The organism is Lysinibacillus sp. TE18511, assembly GCF_054062295.1.
The window spans coordinates 1-20,069 of the sequence record NZ_JBSSFD010000051.1; the positions used below are offsets into that span (position 1 = coordinate 1).

Annotated in this window: 18 protein-coding genes, 1 other RNA gene and 1 other annotated feature; of the genes, 1 reads left to right on the forward strand and 18 read right to left on the reverse strand. The window is 37.7% G+C overall.

Annotated features, from left to right (window positions below):
* Window positions 1-194: 194 nt before the first annotated feature.
* The 13 genes from ACVWXS_RS23160 to hisS all read right to left on the reverse strand — a co-directional run bounded on the left by ACVWXS_RS23160 (window position 195) and on the right by hisS (window position 13,384).
* Complete coding sequence (locus tag ACVWXS_RS23160) at window positions 195-1,277, reverse strand: DUF871 domain-containing protein (protein ID WP_456960328.1); 1,083 nt, start codon at window positions 1,275-1,277, stop codon at window positions 195-197.
* A gap of 26 nt (window positions 1,278-1,303) precedes the next feature.
* Window positions 1,304-2,632, reverse strand: coding sequence for a PTS sugar transporter subunit IIC (locus ACVWXS_RS23165; protein ID WP_427419817.1), 1,329 nt, complete (start codon window positions 2,630-2,632; stop codon window positions 1,304-1,306).
* Window positions 2,633-2,677: 45 nt separating this feature from the next.
* Complete coding sequence (locus tag ACVWXS_RS23170; RefSeq protein WP_456960329.1) at window positions 2,678-2,998, reverse strand: PTS lactose/cellobiose transporter subunit IIA; 321 nt, start codon at window positions 2,996-2,998, stop codon at window positions 2,678-2,680.
* Window positions 2,999-3,011: 13 nt separating this feature from the next.
* Window positions 3,012-3,323, reverse strand: coding sequence for a PTS sugar transporter subunit IIB (locus tag ACVWXS_RS23175; protein ID WP_368635825.1), 312 nt, complete (start codon window positions 3,321-3,323; stop codon window positions 3,012-3,014).
* A 282-nt stretch (window positions 3,324-3,605) separates the two neighbouring features.
* On the reverse strand, window positions 3,606-4,781 hold the full coding sequence (locus ACVWXS_RS23180; protein ID WP_456960330.1) for a GNAT family N-acetyltransferase: 1,176 nt from the start codon (window positions 4,779-4,781) through the stop codon (window positions 3,606-3,608).
* A 44-nt stretch (window positions 4,782-4,825) separates the two neighbouring features.
* On the reverse strand, window positions 4,826-6,538 hold the full coding sequence (gene ptsP, locus ACVWXS_RS23185) for a phosphoenolpyruvate--protein phosphotransferase (protein WP_456960331.1): 1,713 nt from the start codon (window positions 6,536-6,538) through the stop codon (window positions 4,826-4,828).
* Entirely contained in the window at window positions 6,532-6,801 is a 270-nt protein-coding gene (locus ACVWXS_RS23190) for an HPr family phosphocarrier protein (protein ID WP_368635822.1), read from the reverse strand. Before ACVWXS_RS23190 ends, ptsP begins: the two co-directional genes overlap by 7 nt.
* A gap of 17 nt (window positions 6,802-6,818) precedes the next feature.
* A complete protein-coding gene (locus tag ACVWXS_RS23195; RefSeq protein WP_456960342.1) occupies window positions 6,819-7,538 on the reverse strand; it encodes a sugar isomerase domain-containing protein in 720 nt (239 codons plus the stop codon).
* 4 nt (window positions 7,539-7,542) lie between these two features.
* Window positions 7,543-8,265: a GntR family transcriptional regulator gene (locus ACVWXS_RS23200; RefSeq protein ID WP_368635986.1), complete on the reverse strand. Its 723-nt coding sequence runs from the start codon at window positions 8,263-8,265 to the stop codon at window positions 7,543-7,545.
* Between the two features lie 31 nt (window positions 8,266-8,296).
* Window positions 8,297-9,454, reverse strand: coding sequence for an N-acetylglucosamine-6-phosphate deacetylase (gene nagA, locus ACVWXS_RS23205; protein ID WP_427419813.1), 1,158 nt, complete (start codon window positions 9,452-9,454; stop codon window positions 8,297-8,299).
* 286 nt (window positions 9,455-9,740) lie between these two features.
* Window positions 9,741-9,940: non-coding RNA, 6S RNA (gene ssrS / locus ACVWXS_RS23210), on the reverse strand.
* A 140-nt stretch (window positions 9,941-10,080) separates the two neighbouring features.
* Window positions 10,081-11,850, reverse strand: a complete 1,770-nt coding sequence (aspS, locus tag ACVWXS_RS23215; RefSeq protein WP_368635819.1) for an aspartate--tRNA ligase — start codon at window positions 11,848-11,850, stop codon at window positions 10,081-10,083.
* A gap of 271 nt (window positions 11,851-12,121) precedes the next feature.
* Complete coding sequence (gene hisS, locus ACVWXS_RS23220) at window positions 12,122-13,384, reverse strand: histidine--tRNA ligase (RefSeq protein WP_456960332.1); 1,263 nt, start codon at window positions 13,382-13,384, stop codon at window positions 12,122-12,124.
* Window positions 13,385-13,519: 135 nt separating this feature from the next.
* Window positions 13,520-13,760, reverse strand: a binding site (T-box leader).
* A gap of 163 nt (window positions 13,761-13,923) precedes the next feature.
* On the opposite strand from hisS, the gene ACVWXS_RS23225 reads away from it, so the two are divergent.
* The gene (locus ACVWXS_RS23225; protein WP_456960333.1) at window positions 13,924-15,501 is read left to right on the forward strand and encodes an N-acetylmuramoyl-L-alanine amidase; all 1,578 of its coding nucleotides are present in this window, start codon (window positions 13,924-13,926) and stop codon (window positions 15,499-15,501) included.
* 66 nt (window positions 15,502-15,567) lie between these two features.
* Here the strand turns inward: ACVWXS_RS23225 and ACVWXS_RS23230 are convergent, their stop codons facing one another.
* The 5 genes from ACVWXS_RS23230 to dtd form a co-directional block, all read right to left on the reverse strand.
* On the reverse strand, window positions 15,568-16,974 hold the full coding sequence (locus tag ACVWXS_RS23230; RefSeq protein WP_423475343.1) for a YfcC family protein: 1,407 nt from the start codon (window positions 16,972-16,974) through the stop codon (window positions 15,568-15,570).
* Between the two features lie 32 nt (window positions 16,975-17,006).
* Window positions 17,007-17,309 carry a hypothetical protein gene (locus ACVWXS_RS23235; RefSeq protein WP_456960334.1) on the reverse strand — a complete coding sequence of 101 codons (303 nt, stop codon included), beginning with the start codon at window positions 17,307-17,309 and terminating at the stop codon, window positions 17,007-17,009.
* A gap of 234 nt (window positions 17,310-17,543) precedes the next feature.
* Window positions 17,544-18,851: a MarR family transcriptional regulator gene (locus ACVWXS_RS23240; protein WP_456960335.1), complete on the reverse strand. Its 1,308-nt coding sequence runs from the start codon at window positions 18,849-18,851 to the stop codon at window positions 17,544-17,546.
* 483 nt (window positions 18,852-19,334) lie between these two features.
* On the reverse strand, window positions 19,335-19,544 hold the full coding sequence (locus tag ACVWXS_RS23245; protein WP_368635814.1) for a DUF2642 domain-containing protein: 210 nt from the start codon (window positions 19,542-19,544) through the stop codon (window positions 19,335-19,337).
* Between the two features lie 73 nt (window positions 19,545-19,617).
* Complete coding sequence (dtd, locus tag ACVWXS_RS23250) at window positions 19,618-20,058, reverse strand: D-aminoacyl-tRNA deacylase (protein ID WP_456960336.1); 441 nt, start codon at window positions 20,056-20,058, stop codon at window positions 19,618-19,620.
* Window positions 20,059-20,069 lie beyond the last annotated feature (11 nt).

The window sequence follows — 20,069 nt, forward strand, 5'->3', positions numbered from 1 at the left end:
AAGCAAAGCGACAGCTACAAATGTTTTCATGTAGCGAAAGCAAAGCGACAGCTACAAATGTTTTCATGTAGCGAAAGCAAAGCGACAGCTACAAAGCGCCCAGCCGGAACGGAAATCAACCACACGTTTTGTGATGAACCATAAAACAAGGGATTAAGCACTATCTACTAATGGCTTAATCCCTTCTTCTGTAATCATTTCGTAAAGCCAAATGATGCCCAAGGCTGAATATGTGCTAATAAAAATTGCTCTTCTTCTACAACTCTAGCCACAACATTTGTTGATCCGGCATTCGGCATTTCCTTTAAAACAATTTGGAGCTCACCCTTATATCGTACATCTAAATTATTATCGATTGTCACATCCCCCAATTTTAGTGGATGGCTATCATGTGCAGGGAAATCACCATTTTTATATTTAACTCGAGATTGAGTACTACGGATTACATACTCCGAAACATCTCCACGATTAAAATGGGGCTCTTTAAAAAGTATCGCTTCTTCTAAAATAGACGTTTCAACAGACTGTTCAACCTTCAGCTCTAGCTTATGGCGATTTAATTGGCCTAATGCACGTATTTCTTCATCAGAAGCATACATATTGCCAATAATACAATCATCTATTAAACCAGTGTGCCATAAATCCTTAGCTTGCACTGTAATTGGCAGATGACGATGCTCTTCTAATGTTGGCAAGCCATACTCGGTTTCTTCCCAAGGTCCAAACAGAGCATGCTGCGATGAAATCATAGCTGCTGTTCGAATATGATTCGCTTTAAATTGTTGAGATGTTTGTAAAAAATGTTGGCGTGAAAGACCTGTAAAACGTCTCGGATAAAAATTATGGCAGCCAATAATATTATCTTTATTCGCTTGATAGGATAATATAGTTTCTACATATTTCGTACCGTTACTAATATTTAATTCTATTTTTAAATTACTTGCATCGAGAGACATAAACGATTCTTCCTGGCCAGAGAAACCCATGTCTAAGCGCAATGCAGCTAAATGATAATGCTCCTTAAAGTAACCAATATCTTTATAGGTTAAGCCTAAATCTTCAAAGACGGCTGGTGCAATATCAGCAGAGATTTCAAAGCCAAGCTGCTGCGCAAATTCATTTATATGCATTAACTTATGACGTTCCTGATCATTATTTAACGACATAAGACATGTGAATATACGATCAAAACCATTGTCATGAGCGAGCTGAACGTACCGCTTCATATCTTCTAATGTACTATGCTGAGGATATAGTGAAATCCCTAATCTTCTCAATTCAAATACCTCCGTTTAGTTCGCAATTACACCTCTACTTTTTGGCCTTTTGATTGTGCAATGTGCTGTTCATTTTGAGTTTCTGAGTCAGCAGCTTGCTGTTCATTCTGCTTTGCCATGCGGTTTGCCATTGATAAAAATGGTAGATAGATACATATCGCAACTACAATTAAGACGATACTGAGAACAGCACCTCGCCATGATTGTGTTACTAAGAATCCATTAAGAATTGGCGGCATAGTCCATGGAACTGCAATCGTTGCTGCAGGTACTAATCCCCATTTTGTTGCAAAAAAGGCGATTGTGACATTCACCATTGGTGTTAAGATAAATGGCATAAATAAAATCGGATTAAGGACAATTGGTAAACCGAATAGCAACGGTTCATTAATATTAAACAATCCTGGCGCTGCTGATAGTTTACCGACTGTATTATACTGTTTATTCTTTCTTGCAATGATGAATATAGCAATAATTAAGGCAATTGTTGTACCTGAACCACCCATATTGATAAAAGCATCAAAGAATGGTTTATTAATGATATAAGGCGCAGTTTTTCCAGCTGAAATAGCTGCAACGTTAGCATCTATTGCTTGTAAGTTAATAGATTGCATAAATGGCTCAATAATATTTGCCCCATGAATACCGAAAGACCATAAGAATGTTGGAATAAACGCTAAAATAAGGCCTGCTACCCATGTATTTGTTAATCCCATAAACGGCTCTTGAATTGATGAATAAAACGTTCCAATAATATCTGGAATATTAAATCCGGCAGAAATGATAGTACGTACTAATGCTAGTAAGCCAATCGTAATAATAGCTGGTAATAATGCAGCAAATGACTTTGAAACTGCAGCCGGCACACCTGCTGGCATTTTAATTAAAAGCTTAGGATTCCCAGATAAATGTGAGAATATTTCGGCAGAAATCAAAGCTGCAATGAGCGCAACAAATATTCCTCCAGTACCCGTTGTTAATCCTGTTAAACCACCTTCTCCAAACGTGCCGAATGTCATATAACTCGCAAGACCTATTACACCACCAGATAACGCATCCTTGTCATAGCTTTTTGTCAAATGATAGGCTACGGAAAAGGCTAATAACAGAGAGATGATTCCAAATGTTGCTCCCCAAATATTCCCGCCCCACTGTGTCCAAGTTTCATGTTTCCAGATGGCATCGAGTGCATTTTGATAAAATTTGATAGGTAAATTATTTACAAGAACCGCAAGAGATCCAACAATTGTTAATGGCATGATCGTAATAAAACCATCTCGAATGGCGACTAAATGACGCTGATTCCCTACTCTAGCAGCAACCGGCACAAATTTTTCTTCTAAAAAACGGAACATTTCACACACTCCCTTTATTTTTTAATGTGACATCAAGGCTTGATGCTACTCCCCATTGATTCGCTCATACAATTCAATCATTTCCGTTGCCAAATCGCGAAAGGTAATGGCATTCATTAAATGATCCTGCGCGTGAATTAACAGCATTGACACTTCTACTTTCTCTCCCCTTGCCTCTTGTGACAGTAACGCCGTCTGAGAATGATGTGCTTCAATCAATGCATCATTGGCTAATAGTATTTTTTCCTTTGCTTGCTGAATCTGCCCCTTTTTCGCTAGCTGGATAGCCTCCATACACTCACTTTTCGTATTACCACTATGCACAATCAATCCCATAATGGATTCCATTAAAACTGTTTCTTCCATTGCCATAGCCCCCTTAATCAATCAACTTTAGTGCCTGCTTTAAGACATTTTCGCCATTCATCATGCCGTAATCCGCCATATTAATAACATCAATTTGGAAATTCATTTCCTTGTATTTTGTTTCGAATGTCCCCTTTAAGTAACGGACTTGAGGACCCAATAGCAGCACATCTGCCATTTTAGTAGCTAATACTTTGTCAACCTCACTTTCAGCAATCGCATAAATATCTGCCTCAATGTTTTGTTCCTGTGCCACTTTTTGCATTTTAGACACTAATAAACTAGTACTCATTCCAGCTACACACACAAGCATAATATTTTTCATCAAAACACTCCTTTTCATGATTAAATTCGTCTTACAAGTAAACTTTAATTTTGTAATTCCCCTAAATTTGAAACCGCTTTCTTATTTTGAGAATAGCACCTGTTGGTATATACCACAATACATATTTTACACTATTCCCCTCTTCAGAAAATGTTTTCAAAATTGGGCTATATCTTTACCACAGACTATTGAGAGGATTCACCCAACTGGTATAGTCCAGAAAAAAATTCAAAAAAATTTTAGTTACTAAACCTACCTATCGACATACAATTGTTAACAAGTCTAAAAATATTCATAGAAGGTTGGCTTATTCGAAGGTAATGCCAATTGCCAACGATTAATAACCTCTTCAGCCAGTTCTATATTTGCATACAAGACGGCATCCTTCACAGAAAGGTAGCCAACCATCATCGCTGAAAAAAGATTAATCGGTAATGCTAACAAATGCATTTCCGGGATAGAATTTGTCTCAATTATCGAGACATCTCCACTTTTATTTATTTGATATACGTGATCATTCCAACTACAGAGTGCATCTTCAATTCGAATATACAATGGTTTTTGAATATTTCCCCAAGGATAATGCTGCATAAACCGTAATGCATCTACTACCCTGATCATCACATCCTGAACGACTTCCTTTTTAAACTGTGGTTCTTTAAAATAGAAGCCAAATTGATGGCCGTTAGAAGTAACTCCCTTAATGCTACTTACACTCGCCGCATGAGACGTTATAAAACGCCAAATCGCTTGTTCTGCTAGTAAATCTTCTGTTATAAAATCATGAATCTCAAACGTTCCATCCTGAATACTATAACGAATATAGCCTGCAATTTTATCAGACTTAAAATATGCGGCAAAATGACTATCAGGCGCTCTTCTCTCTATTCTTTTCCACCAAGCATCATCACGTAGCATACTTCCATTATTGATGAACGCTTGTGCATTATGAAAATCCTTAATCCCCTGAAAAAGAGCAAAATCTGGCCATTCAAAACTCATTCGTTTTACTATATCCAAATGCTTTCCGAAAGAAGGAAACATCATTTGCGGAATGGTGTAATATAGCTTCTCAAAGAACAATTCCCAGCCAAAGTAACGATAGAAGGATACAGAAAATGGTGCTAACACAGAAACGCTTTGCCCATTTCCTCGCATTTTCTTAAGTGCCTCTATCATAAGCCTCTTGATAATACCCTGCTGCCGATACTCAGGATAAGTTGCAACAAAGCCAATTCCACCCATATCATATTTTTTACCATGGACTGTCATATTAAGTGGCAATATTAATAGCTGACCAACTACTTTATGTTCATCGTAAGCACCTAATGTCGTGCTGTGCTCAACCCAATAATGAAAATCATCTCGCCGGGCACCCGTATACTTATTAGGAAAACAATAATCTCTTAATTGATGTACTTGTAGATAATCTTTCGGTGGAACTATCTTTATTTCCATTACAGATCACCCTTTTTCTATACTGAATATTCTAAAATTTAAGGTTAGCTTAATAGATTCTTTTTGACATACTCCTCAACCTCAGCAGATGTGGATAGCAATAAAATGCGTTCATTATGCGTCATTAACTGCTGTTTCGAAAGCTTAGCGATGTGTGCACGAGTTTTTAGAATCGAAGAAGCACTCATGGAAAACTCATTTAATCCAAATCCTAGTAAAATCGGTAACGCTATTTCATCTGCTGCCATTTCACCACACATACCTACCCATTTTCCTTGATGATGTGCCGCATCAATGACATTTTTTATAAGTCTTAAGACAGCAGGATGGTATGGTTGATATAAATAAGAAACATTTTCGTTCATGCGATCTGCCGCCAACGTGTATTGGATTAAATCATTTGTACCAATTGAGAAAAAATCTACTTCCTTTGCAAATAAATCTGCAATGATAGCTGCCGACGGAATTTCAATCATCATTCCTACTTCTAACGTTTCAGATACAGGACAACCACCGATTTCTAAATTTTGCTTTTCCTCCAACAAAATTGCCTTCGCCATTTTAAATTCACCCAATGTAGCAATCATCGGAAACATAATTTTTAAATTGCCATAAGCGCTTGCTCTTAGCAATGCGCGAAGCTGTACACGAAACATTTCTTGTTGCGTTAAACTGATTCGAATCGCTCGATAGCCAAGAAAAGGGTTCATCTCATCAGCAAGCTTTAAATACGGTAGATTTTTATCACCGCCAATATCTAATGTCCGAACAATCGTTGGCTTGCCTTGCATTTTCTCAAGTACGCTTTTATATGCTTGAAACTGCTCCTCCTCAGTAGGTAGCTCCCGGCGTTCCATATATAAAAACTCCGTACGAAACAGGCCGATACCATCTCCACCAGCATTAATAACCATTTCTGCATCTTCAGGGTTTCCTATATTCCCTGCAATTTCAACTGAAAATCCATCCGCACTTATACTTGGTAATGAACGATACTGAAGAAGTTCTTCATTCTCTTCATTGTGTATACGTTGCTGCCGCCTATAAAAACCAGATACTTCCAATGTAGCGTTGACAATAATCTTGCCATTTGTCCCATCTAAAATAATTGGTGTTCCATGTTGAATATCTTGCGTGGCATTTTTCGTCCCTACTACTGCTGGAATCTCTAATGTTCGTGCGAGAATAGCAGAATGAGATGTTTTGCCACCAATATCCGTTATAAACCCCTTTACATATTTTGTATCTAGCATTGCAGTCATGGACGGTGTTAAATCTTTAGAGACGATAATAACATCAGAAGCTAAACGATTCATATCCACCATTTCAACCCCCAATAAGTTAGCTAATACTCGTTTAGACACATCTCGAATATCAGAAACTCGCTCCTGCATATAGACATTGTCTAGCCCCTCAAACATAGCAATAAACATATTTGATGCTTCATCTAATGCAAATTCTGCATTCATCCCAGTTTGAATTTTAGCTTCAATAGCTGCTAGCATTTCAGGATCTTCTAGTACTAATAGATGTGCCGCAAAAATAGCCGCCTTTTCTGCACCAAATTTCTTCTGAGCTATTTCATAGATTTCTTGAAGTTCCGCTTTCGTTTTCATAACTGCTACTTTGAATCTTTCTAGTTCAGCATCTACATCAGCGACCTTTATCTCTTCATAAGATAGATCTGGCTCCTTTAAACAATACGCATTTGCAAAGGCAATGCCCTGAGACACTGCAATTCCTTGTATTTCTAGCATTCTTCACCAATCCCTTTAGAAACAATTACTTCTGTTATTGTTTGGAAAAGCTTCTCCGCATCAGGTCCCTCTGCTGAAATTTCTACAATACTTCCAGGTGCTATTCCTAGTGCCATAACCCCCATTATTGATTTTAAATTGACCGATTTCTCTTTATACGTTAACTGAACGTCACACTCAAATGGTGTTACAGCCGTTACCAGTAACGCTGCCGGTCTAGCATGTAGTCCCTCTGGCGCAGTTATGTTAAACATTTTCTTCATCGATATCCCTCCGCATGTTATTTAAAGTTAATACGATGTTGATAATTGGTAATCATAGCCTCGTTATGAGACAAATCAGAGTCAACATTATTACTTTTAAAAACTGGTAATATTTCGTCAGATAAAGCCATGTTCTCAATGATTTCACTGATTAATGCATTTAAAATAAATGAACCGACAACTGTAGAGGATGGTGCATACTGTATTTCATTATGATGCAGCAAACCATCTCCTACTGGTATATGCGTATCGATAACTATATCTACTACATCCTCTAAGCGCTGTCCACTTTGATGACGTGTCGGCTGTTCACGATAAGCAAGAGATTGTAAAGACATAACAAATACCCCTGATTCTTTCGCTAAAAATGCTACATCTATAGGGGCTTGATTTCTACCAGATGTCGAAATAACAATGCAAACATCATTTTCACGAAAATCAAATTGATCTTTATACCGTTCGATTATAGTCGAATCCTTCTCGTTTTCAGATGATGTCATTGCTCCTGCATGTAAAGTTAAAGGTTCAATAATTATTGGACGTACAGGTACAAGCCCTCCCGCACGATAAAATGCGTCCTGTGCTAAAAGATGAGAATGGCCACAACCAAATAATTGAACAATTCCTCCACGATGTAGCCTTTGGACAATTACTTGAGCGGCTTCTTTTATTTGGGCATATTCTTGTTCCTTCACGACCTGCATTAGCTTTTGAATTTCTAAAAAATATGCATCCATAAGATCACCTTTTAATTTCACTAATGAATTTGTATCGATCAGCTCGATACGTACTTCGTACAAGCTCAAACGGGACTCCATCTGATAAGTAACTAGTACGTTTAATAATTAACACTGGTGCAGCATGATTAATTTGCAAAAATTTACTATCTTCTTTTGAAACAATTGCTGCCTCCATTTGCTGAATAGCATTTCCAATTTTTTGATGGGATTTTGCTTCGATTAAGGCATATAATGATCCGATTATCTTCTTTTCATCTAATTCAGGATATATTTTTACTGGTATATATGTTCTTTCGATTGCCATTGGCTTGGCATCTGCATTACGAATTCGTACAACAAAAAATACCTCTTCGCCCGGCTCTAACATTAAATCTCCCGCAACATCGACAGGTGGTACGATTTTCTCAAAGCGTAGAACTTTACTGCTCGGTTCCATCCCTCTAGCTCGCATATCCTCTGTGAAACTTGTTAATCCTTTTAGTGGTTGCTCTAATTTTGGATTAGCTACATATGTGCCTCGCCCTTTTTCACGATACAGTAATCCGCTATTGACTAAATTTGTGATTGATTGACGAACAGTCATTCTACTAACATCAAACTGTATAGAAAGCTCTCGCTCAGAAGGTATATTTTCACCGATTTTGTATTCTTCTAAAAAAATACGTTGTTTAATAATCTCTTCTATTTGTATATAGATTGGTATATGAGAATTTTTATCTAACAAGTCTTGCACCATCCTTATCGCCTCTTTACTTTCATTTCTCATATACAACTTTACCCTGACAAATCGTTTTTTGTACATTCAAATTTTCATCAAGTAATACAAAATCTGCATCGTAGCCATTTGCAATACGACCTTTAGTTGTAAGCTGTAATTGCTCAGCAGCATTCGTAGAGGACATTGCGACAATTTCCTGCAATGAGCAATTGGTGATTGCCTTTATATTTTTTACTGCCTGTTCCATCGTTAACACACTACCAGCTAAAGCTCCATTAGATAAATAAGCTCCATCCTTAGAAACATGAACGGTTTGACCACCTAAATCATAATCACCGTATTGTAATCCTTTTGCCCGCATCGCATCGGTAATTAAAATAATGCCCTTTGCACCTTTAATTCGATACGCAAGATTTACGGCTTGAGGATGGTTATGCACGAAATCTGCGATAATTTCGACCTTCACCTTATCCTCTAAAAAAACTGCACCGACGACACCCGGATTGCGATGATGGAGAGGGCTCATTTGGTTATATAGATGGGTAGCCTGTCTTACTCCCAATGCTACTGAGCTATCTACCTCCTCAATTGTTGCGTCAGAATGGCCAATAGAAGCAATAACATTTAAATCCTTTAACGCTTCAATAAACGCAAAGCCTCCCTCTACCTCCGGTGCAATTGTTACTTGTTTAATGCGATGCTTACTTATTTTCTGCCAGGATACAAATTGCTCAATAGATGGTAAAATAATGTATTCTATTGGCTGAGCACCTGCTCGTTTTTTCGATACATATGGCCCCTCTACATGTATACCTAATAAGATTGCCTCATCATCACTATTTTCAAATTGCGCAACATTAGTTAGAGCGCTTTCAATTGCTTCTATAGATTGCGTCATGGTAGTAGCGAGGAAGCCTGTAACGCCTTCTTGTACTAAAGAGCGTGCCATTTGATGTAAAGCTAATTGCGTAGCATCCATCGTATCATGACCAGCAGAGCCATGAATGTGCATATCAATATAACCAGGTAGCAGTAACCAATTTTTATCTTTGCCATCTATATAATGCTCAGCCTTATCAGATAAACCATAACCTATTTTCATAATCCTACCATTGTCAATGAATAAGTCACCCTTAGACGGCGTTTTATCATGATTGACGATCATAACATTGGAAATTAAAAGCGTATTCTTCAAAATATCACCCCCTATTCATTTTTGAGGAGCTTTGCATAAGTTAACAAGCTTCCAATCAATTAGGTATAGTTGTCTATACCAATTATATGATGCTTTTCGAAAAATAAAAAGTAATTTTTTCATATTTTCAAAATTTTTATTCAACATCATGACATTCTATCCATCACTTTGATTGTCCTAACCAACGTTTCAGCTCTTCTATCTATCGCTTTCCCCTAGCTAATGTCTATTAAAATTAAACGCGAAAAAGGAGCGGTTAAACGCTCCTTTTAATCTTTATGTATGGACGAATCCCGAATGTGCCGTAATGCCAAGAAACATTCGTTTTGAACCCGCAATTTGCAGGGGGGTGCCTGCTTTGCAGTTTTAAACGTCCCGCTCCGCATGGGGCTTGTTTGCGACTACAAAATGAAGGCTCCCGATTCTATAGTGTTCGGTCAAAACTGTTAAGTAGAGCTAGCAGTTAAACGAACACTTCAGGATTCGTATTAATGTTATAATAACACGACATTTCTGATAATTCAAACTATTTTCTTTTAAAATATCTATTTTTTTTGCAAATACGCAAAAAATACCTAGATTCCCAACAGTTTTTGCTAGAGAATCCAGGTATTTAGAAGTGCTAATTATTTTCTGAATGGTTTGATTGCTAGACTTAACTCACTCAATTGATCAGGAGATACTCCACTCGGTGCCTCTGTCATTAAGCAGCTAGCACTAGCTGTTTTCGGAAAGGCAATTGTGTCACGTAAGTTAGTGCGGCCAGCAAGTAGCATTACGAAGCGGTCAAGACCAAATGCAAGACCTCCATGTGGCGGAACACCATATTCAAATGCTTCTAATAAGAAACCAAATTGTTCTTTAGCTTCTTCTTCTGAGAAGCCAAGTAATTTAAACATTTTTTCTTGTAAATCGCGCTCATAAATACGTAATGAACCTCCACCAAGCTCATAGCCGTTTAATACGATATCGTAAGCTTGTGCACGGACTGCTGCAGGATCAGTATCCATTAACTGAATATCTTCATCAAAAGGACGTGTGAATGGGTGATGTGCTGCATAATAACGGCCATCTTCCTCAGAGTACTCAAACAATGGCCAATCCGTGATCCATAGGAATGCAAATTCTGATTCATCGATTAAGCCTAAATCTTGACCTAATTTCGTACGAAGTGCACCTAGAGATGCTGCTACAACAGGCGCTTTATCAGCTACGAATACTAAAATATCGCCCACTTCAGCTTTCATACGTTCGATTAATGCCGCAGCTAATGCGTCGTCAAAGAATTTTGCAATCGGACCGTTCAAGCCTTCTTCAGTCACTTTTAACCAAGCAAGACCTTTTGCTCCGTAAATACCAACGAATTTTGTTAGTTCGTCCATGTCTTTACGAGAGTATTTATCGGCTGCACCTTTAATGTTAATACTCTTTACTTGCTTGCCTTGTGCTACTGTATCAGCAAATACTTTGAAATCGCAGCCATCAAAAATATCGTTTAATGCAACTAGTTCTAAACCGAAACGTACGTCTGGTTTATCTGAACCGTAACGATCCATCGCTTCTTGATATTTCATTCGTTGGAATGGAGCAGGAATATCAATACCTTTTACTTCTTTCATAACAGCTTGAATTAAGCGTTCGTTCATTTCTAAAACTTCTTCTTGTGTTAAGAAGCTTGTTTCAATATCAACTTGTGTAAACTCTGGCTGACGGTCAGCTCGTAAGTCTTCATCACGGAAGCAACGTGCGATTTGGAAGTACTTCTCGAAACCAGCCACCATTAATAATTGTTTAAATAGCTGAGGTGATTGTGGTAATGCATAAAATTCACCTTCATGAACACGTGATGGTACTAAATAGTCACGAGCACCTTCTGGAGTTGATTTTGTTAAAATTGGCGTCTCTACTTCTAAAAAGCCTTCGTTCTGTAAGAAGTTGCGAATTGTACGAGTAACATCTGAACGCATTTTGAATGTGTCAAACATAGCAGGACGACGTAGGTCAAGATAACGATATTTTAAACGTAAATCTTCGGATACGTCCGTGCGATCTTCGATTTGGAACGGTGTTGTTTTTGCCGTATTAATAACGATTAATTTTGTTGCTTCTACCTCAATTTTGCCGTTAGGTACATTTGGGTTAATTTGATCTTCTGAGCGAAGGATAACTGTCCCTTCCACTTCAATTACGTATTCACTACGTACTTTATCAGCTAAAGCATGTGCTTCTGCTACATCAGGACTAAAAACGACCTGTGTGATTCCAGTACGGTCACGTAAATCAATGAAAATTAACCCACCTAAGTCACGGCGACGTTGTACCCAACCTTTTAATACGACTTTTTCGCCTTGTAACGTTTCTGAAAGCTCGTTACTAGCATGTGTTCTTGTTGCCATTTATTGATTCCTCCAAAATTTATTTGGCTAATCACCATAACTTATCCACATGACATACGTTTTTACAAAATGTCATCCCTAACGTTTTGGTGTTAGACCATTTATTTTACTTATGTAGCATACAGTTCCTACTAAGCGTAGTGAATTGATGCCAAGGAAAATTAGCAGTTCATTGTTAGCTGAATTATCTGTCCAAAATGACGTAGATAATTGAATCATTTGGACAGATAATCCTGTATTGATCTAAACGATTGATGCTTGTGTTCGTTTATTATTTTAACAGGTAGTTTACTAATTCTGAGAATGCGACTTTTTGTTGTTCGCCTGTTTCCATATGTTTAACAGTAGCCGCTTGCTCTTCAAGCTCTGTTTCACCTAAAACAATCGTATATTTTGCACCTAAACGGTCTGCAGATTTCATTTGAGCTTTCATTTTGCGATCTAAATAATCCATCTCTGCAGAAATGCCCTTTGCACGGAAGGTACTTGTTAATTCTACTGTCTTTAGCTTCGCTTCATCGCCCATAGCAATCATATAAACATCAAGTCCTGATGCAGTGTCTAATTCAACACCCTCAGCTTCAAGTGCAAGTAACAAACGCTCAATACTTAATGCAAAACCGATTCCTGGTACATCTGGACCGCCGATTTCTTGAACAAGACCATTATAACGACCGCCACCACAAAGCGTTGTAATTGCTCCGAAGCCAGAAGCCGTTGACATAATTTCAAAAGTCGTATGATTGTAATAATCAAGACCTCTCACAAGATTTGGATCGACCTCATACGTAATTCCTAATGTATCTAAATACGTTTTAACTTGAGCAAAATATGCCGCTGACTCCTCTGTTAGGAAATCAGTTAACGCAGGTGCGGATTTCATTAATGGATGTTCGCGATCTACCTTACAGTCTAAAATGCGCAGTGGATTTTTTTGCAAACGATTTTGACAATCTGAACAAAACTCATGAATATGTGGTTCAAAATGTTGTAGTAGTGCTGTACGGTGTGTATCACGTGTTTCTTTGTCACCTAGTGAATTAATGACTAATTTTAAATCCTTTAAACCAGCTGATTCATAAACATCCATTGCTAGTGCAATTACTTCAGCATCAATAGCTGGATCCGCTGAACCAATCGCTTCTACACCAAATTGAACAAATTGACGGTAGCGGCCAGCTTGTTGACGTTCATAACGGAACATTGGTCCTAAATACGATAGCTTTACAGGCTGATCAGGTGCACCGAACATTTTGTGCTCAACATAAGCACGAACTACACCAGCTGTATTCTCCGGACGTAATGTTAACGAACGGCCACCACGATCCTCAAATGTATACATTTCTTTTTGAACAACATCTGTTGTTTCACCAACACCACGCGCAAATAAATCTGTTTGCTCAAAAATCGGTGTACGAATTTCGTTGTAGCGATAAACACGACAAATATCTCGGATGATTGCTTCTACCTTCTGCCATTTTTCTGATTGACCAGGCAAAATATCTTGTGTTCCTCGTGGCACTTTAAAACTCATCTAAATACCTCCTTTATAGATTGCTTATGAATGAGCTTTTGGATTTTCCTTTTCAGCTTAAACGGACACACCTCATTTTGAGCAAGAATCTGCCCAAATTTGTCCAATAAAAAAGCTCTCGCCACCTTGCATATTGCAAGGGACGAGAGCTGTATAAGCTTCCGCGGTTCCACCCTAGTTGACGCATCAAATACATGCGTCCTCCTCCTAATCGGATAACGGCCGATTCCGTTTTTTCCTACTAAGATTACTTTTCAGAAAAAAGCCTCTCAAGTGTTGTTCACGTTATACATTTTTGTAGGAAAGATTGCAGCCTAGGTCTTTCCCTCTCTTCTCCAATAGAGGTATACGCTACTTGCTTGGTCATAAGCGGTTAATCATTTTTTGATTACCCTTTATGTTAGTCACAACGAAAGGTAATGTCAACTGTTTTTGTGTTTTTTACAATACAGTCGATAAAATTACAATTTCTATTACCTTTTTCCCACGAATCTATTACAAAAGCATGGTAAAATAGCACAAGGAATAGGAGGAATCTGATGAGGACAAAACTTTTACATATTATAATCATCTTTGTACTAGTGTTAACAATTGCGATTCCAAGTATGAACAATGTTCAAAGTGCACTAGCCGACACCAGTGATTTAAAAGTAACTGGAACGATTCTTCATTTACGTGAGGGACCTGGATTGTCTTATCCAATCATTACCACTTTAGAAGAGGGTGATCCGTTAACTTCTATTGGTCGTGAAGGCGATTGGATTCAAGTAAAAGCAGGTAATTACGAAGGTTGGGTAGCATCCTGGCTAACAGCTTCAACAAACGCTAAACAAACGATTGATCAAACCGTGATTTCACAGGTCGATCGTCTCAATATCCGTACTGAGCCTGATATTTCTGCAGCAGTTCTTGGACAATTATCAACAGGTGAACAAGCAAATCTTATTGAAAAAAATGGCGAATGGGCGAAAGTAGATTGGAATGGGCTAGTCGGTTGGGTATCTACAGACTATGTTACGATCAATGACCTACCTGAAAAACAAGCTGAAGAAGATGAACCTAAAGTTGAAGTATCTACAAAAAAAGTCAACAAAGATACAACATTTACAGTTTTAGTGGATACACTGAATGTGCGTAAAAAACCAGATTTAAATGCAAAAAAAATAGGTACTGTTTCAAAAGGACAATCCTTTAAGGTGCTAGTTCAAGAACATAACTGGATTCAAATTCAATATAGTGATAAAACAACAGGCTGGGTTTATAGCTTTTATGGTACTTTTTCTAATGTAGAAAAAAAGACATCACAAGCTGCTTCTTCCTCAGAGCTTGAGTCTGTCACAATCATTTATAATGGGACAAACCTTCGGACAGATGCTACAACAGCTGCTGATGTTGTTGAACGTGTAGATGCTGGTGAAACTTACCCTATTGTAGGCGCTAAAGATGACTTTTATGAAATACAAGTAGGTGACAAAACTGCATTTGTGGCGAACTGGGTCGTTACTACTTCTTCGTCGAACAAAGCTGCTACTTCTACAAAAAAGGAAAATTCTAAACCACGCAAGGAAGGCACATTAAATGGGCTCACTATTGTCGTAGATGCTGGACACGGTGGTAATGATCACGGCACAACTGGTCAACGAGGAACTGATGAGAAAGATATCACTCTGAAAACAGCCTCTCTACTCGCTTCAAAGCTTAGTGCAGCTGGTGCAAATGTTGTTATGACAAGAGAATCGGATGAATATGTAGCACTCCGTAAACGCGTTTCAATTGCACATCAGTATGAGGCAGATGCTTTTATCAGTCTTCATTACGATGCAACGGAAGATAGCTCTATTAATGGCTTCACCACATATTATATGAACAGTAACCAAAAAGACCTTGCAGAGGCGATCCATGATGGACTTACAAGTAAAATTGATTTAAAAGATCGTGGTACTCAACAAGGGAATTATTTAGTTCTACGAGAAAATCGTCAAAAAGCTGTCCTCATTGAGCTAGGCTATTTAAGTAACGCCAGTGAGGAACGTAATGTAACAACAGCAAAATTCCGAGAACAAGCAACTCTTGGCATCTATCAAGGGATATTAAATTACTTTGATGAAAACCAATAATTCACTAAAAAAGCTGCGAAGGAAAGTAGAATTGTACTTTCCTCGCAGCTTTTTACTTAAAATCTATTAAGAAATTCCTATAGCCACGGCAACAATTAATGCAATACATGCAATGACTAACCAGCCAAGAATCATCTTCCAAATAAATTTAATCCATTTCTCATAAGGTATACCTGCTACTGCTAGATACGCCATCAGTGCAGACGAAGTAGGAATGATGGAGTTCGTTAACGAATCACCATATTGAAATGCTAATACAGCAATTTGACGCTCTAATCCTAGTAAATCTGTAATTGGAATCATAATTGGCATTGTTGCAGCTGCTTGACCACTACCAGATGAAATGAATAAATTTAAAATTGCTTGAATAAATAACATTCCGATAGCACTTATCGCATGTGGTAAATGACCAATTGTCTCTGATGCAGCATAAACGATCGTATCAATAATTTTTCCTTGTTCAAGTACAACTGTAATAGCTCGCGCGAAACCAACAATTAATGCACCAAATGTAACCGCTTTCGCCCCTTCAATAAATGAGTCGAACATGTTGCCAGGTTTTAAGCCGCCTATTAAACCAGCAATTAACCCCATAATTAAAAAGGATGCTGTTAGTTGTGTTAAAAACCAACCCCAGTTGAAAACACCATAAATATTAAACCCGATACCGCAGGCCATAATAAGAAAAACTAGTTTATGTTTACCTGTTAAAGAAGGTATATCTGCAATCGGTTGATTTGTTTTTGCCTTTTGTTCAATGTCATAAATGACGCTTGCTTTTGGGTCCTTTTTCACTTTAAAGGCATAGCGTGACACATAGAAAATTGCAAAACTTAGTACAAAAATATACACTACTGCACGGAAAGCAATACCAGAAAATAAAGGTACCTCAGCTAAAGATTGGGCAACCCCAACTGTAAACGGGTTTAACATACCTCCGAAAAATCCACTCGCAGCACCAAGCGTGATCATTGCTGTCCCCGTTACAGCATCAAATCCCATTGCACGTGCAATAGCTACACCAATCGGTACAAAAATGATTGTTTCCTCTGCCATCCCCATCGTAAATCCGCCAATAGAGAATAGAATCATAGACAGTGGTATTAATAATTTTTCTCGCCCCTCTAATGCTTTAACCCCTTTATAAACACCTGCTTCAATTGCACCAGTGGCACGAATAATACCAAACACTCCACTAACTAAAAAAATGTAGAAAATGATTTGAGCCCCTTTTTCAAGGCCCATAGGAATGGCTGTAAACATCTCAAAAAATGACACGGGATCACTTTCAATATGATGATAACTACCATCTACAACTAGCATTCGTCCTTCTTCATCCTCTACACGGTCAAACTCACCAGCAGGAATGATATAGCTTGCAATACCTGCGAGAAAAATAATAGCAAAAATTATTGTATATGTATGAGGTACTTTAAGCCAACTCTTCTTAGTTCCAACTTGTTCTTTTTCCATCTATACACCCACTTCATCTCAGAATTCAGACATTAGCTTTTTCTTTCAAAAAAATGGCTCATCACCATAACGTGTGGTTGATTTCCGTTCCGACTGGGCGCTTTGTTGTTGCTGTCGCTACGCTTTCGCACAGATAAAACATTTGCTGACGCTTCGCTTTCGCACAGAGCAAAGCTTCCTGGGGGCGTCCGATGAGCCGCTTCACTCGCGTTGCTCGCTCCAGGGTCTCGGGCCAACACGATGTTGGTCACGAAGGCGTTATCACAGGATGTGATGCTCTTAGCCTTCGTTCCTCTATCGCTGATCCCCAAAGAGTCGCCCAGTCTCCACTCCAATCAACTTATATACAAGGCATACGTCTTAACAAATGTCACCAACAACTTTTGGTGATGAGCCAAAAAAATGTAATTCCCCCCATTACCTCCATACCTAATAAATTATAAGTTCGTCTCCTCTCTCATTATTAATTTTTAAAATATACATTTTTTAAAATTGTCGCTATATGTCGCTAATTGAAATTAAATATACAACACTTCAAATTTATTGTAAAGTGCTAATTTTCTATTAATTTAGCTATTAAATTGAGTTGTTGCCTTATATACCTTTCTAGGTCTCCCCTGATTGTAAGGTTGCTCCTCACCTGACAGTATTAAAAAATGATGATCTATTAATCGATTAATGATTCGTTCTGCAGATCTACGGGAAAGGTCCATATAATCAGCTAATTCAGCTGCAGAAAAAGCTCGGTTATTGTGCATTACAATAAACTGCTTGATGAGTTTTAAATTTTTTGCACTCATTTTTATTTCTTCGGCAATCTCTAAAATCTGCTTATCATTATTAAATAGTGGTATATTTTTGTCGTTTTCAAATATTGGACCGTGTAAACGACTTTCTTCATCTATAAGGCATAAAGTTGATTTTTGAAAATTATATTTATTCGTGAAAAATAAAGCTTGTGATGAATGCATCTCAGCCTCTTGTAACGAATAGCCAATTCCTATTCCAATATTAAAAAATGTTTCAAATCGCTTTTCTAATTGTTGTAATAAGGAGTTGAAATGGGCAATATTTGTTTTATTCATCACTCCACGTGTAGCATAAATAATATATGGCTCGCTTTGTGATTGTGAAACCCTTGCATTGAAAGTTTTACAAATCTCCTCTATATTTTCTAAAAATAAATGGTTGTTTACAATATTATTTTCTCTACTACGAATGGATACTACAGTTATTTGCGATGCGGACAATAATGAATATTTATAAGCATCAATTGCTTTAGATAACGTTGTAACAAATGTATGTTTACTTTCAACCATGTAGCTTGAAGGAATTCCTAATTGTTTTAGAGCAACAAAAACAGCATGTAAACTAGTAAGGGCTAGCCTTGTTTCTCCTGCCTCATATAAATCCTTGTGAAAGCTAATATACTCATCTATTTGGAAGTCATCTATTTTTCGCTGTTGTTCGTACACCCATGAATAATCTTTTAAATGAACGGGAGCACACTGAATTCCCGCCTCCTTCATAACTTGATAAAAGCTATCTTCTTTTGGTAAATCAATTGAAACTTTAGATAGTTCGATATTTTGATTGTGTGTAATAGACAGCAATGACAGCGATAACATTAATTCATCAAAAGGCAAATACGCTGCTTGAATTTGCTGTGCTTGTATTTTCTCGAAACAATAATAATACGGAATCGACCCAGCAAATAAAAGAATGTCTGATTGCGATGCTGCCTCATCTATTAAATCAATACTTTGCTTAGGCGCAGTGTAAGGAAAATGGATAAATTGTACTTGTGGAAACTCTATAAAATTCACTTTAATATTATTCCAAAAAAACAAAGAACCGATAATAGCTACTGTTTGCATTTTTTCCCCTCGCTTATATTTTAACTACATAATAGGCCTTTCTATGTATGTTACATATGAAAGGCTCAATGTTCAAATAATTTAGTTTATTATCAGGCGTGTTGATTAACTATTTTTATCCATCTCGATTAATATAAAGGCTCTAATTTCCGCTACAGGCTACTCTCTTTCCTGCGGGAAGCTTTGCTCTGCGACGAAAGCGAAGCGACAGGAGCACTCGAGTAGCCCTACGCTACAATCATTTAAAAATGGGAATATATTTGCAAAGTAGCAACCAAAAAATCCTTTTACCACTCAACACCTATTTTTTTCTGATCAACACACCTTGTTTATTATACATTTTTTGTATTCAACCCTTCGCAATTTTTTTATTTCCCCTAGTTCAATACATTCTCTAACAAAATTTCTTTTTTTACACGCTGAAACAAAAAAGCACCTCCTATTCACATGACATGAATAAGGAGGTGCTGATTCCGCTTATTTTTAACTTGTTGCCAATGTAACCCATTCAATTTCGTCCGTACGAATGAAAAAAGGTGCACGGCTAACCTCTACAACAATATGGTCAGGTAATACAGAGACTAATTTACCTTGCTGAATATTTTTCTCCGTTTGCACTACAATTGCCTGACCAATCATCATGTTAAGAGTTTCGTATAAATATGGATTCGATATGCTTCCCACCTGCGTCATATATAAGACACTTCCTTCCTACAAAAACTAACCATACTTAATAGTGTATGCAGGAATGATAGGAAATGTACCACTATTTTGACTCAAGAAGTATTGTAATCGGACCATCATTTGTTAGTGCAACATCCATCATCGCACCAAATATACCAGTCTCCACGCGTAAACCAAATTCACGTAAGGCATTATTAAAAGCCTCCCATAACGGCTCCGCAATTTCTGGTCTTGCTGCACTTGTAAAACTTGGACGATTCCCCTTTTTTGCATCTCCATACAATGTAAATTGTGAGACGGATAGAATAGCCCCTCCATGCTCTAAAATGGAATGATTCATTTTCTTATCGGCATCTTCCCAAAGGCGGAGATTAGCTACTTTTCTTGCTAAATATTCAACATCCTCTTCCGTGTCCTCATGTGTAATACCAACAAGAAGAACATAGCCACTATCAATAGCTCCTGTTACTTTCCCGTCAACAGTAACAGAGGCTGCTTTACTACGTTGTAAAACTACTTTCATTTTTTAAAACC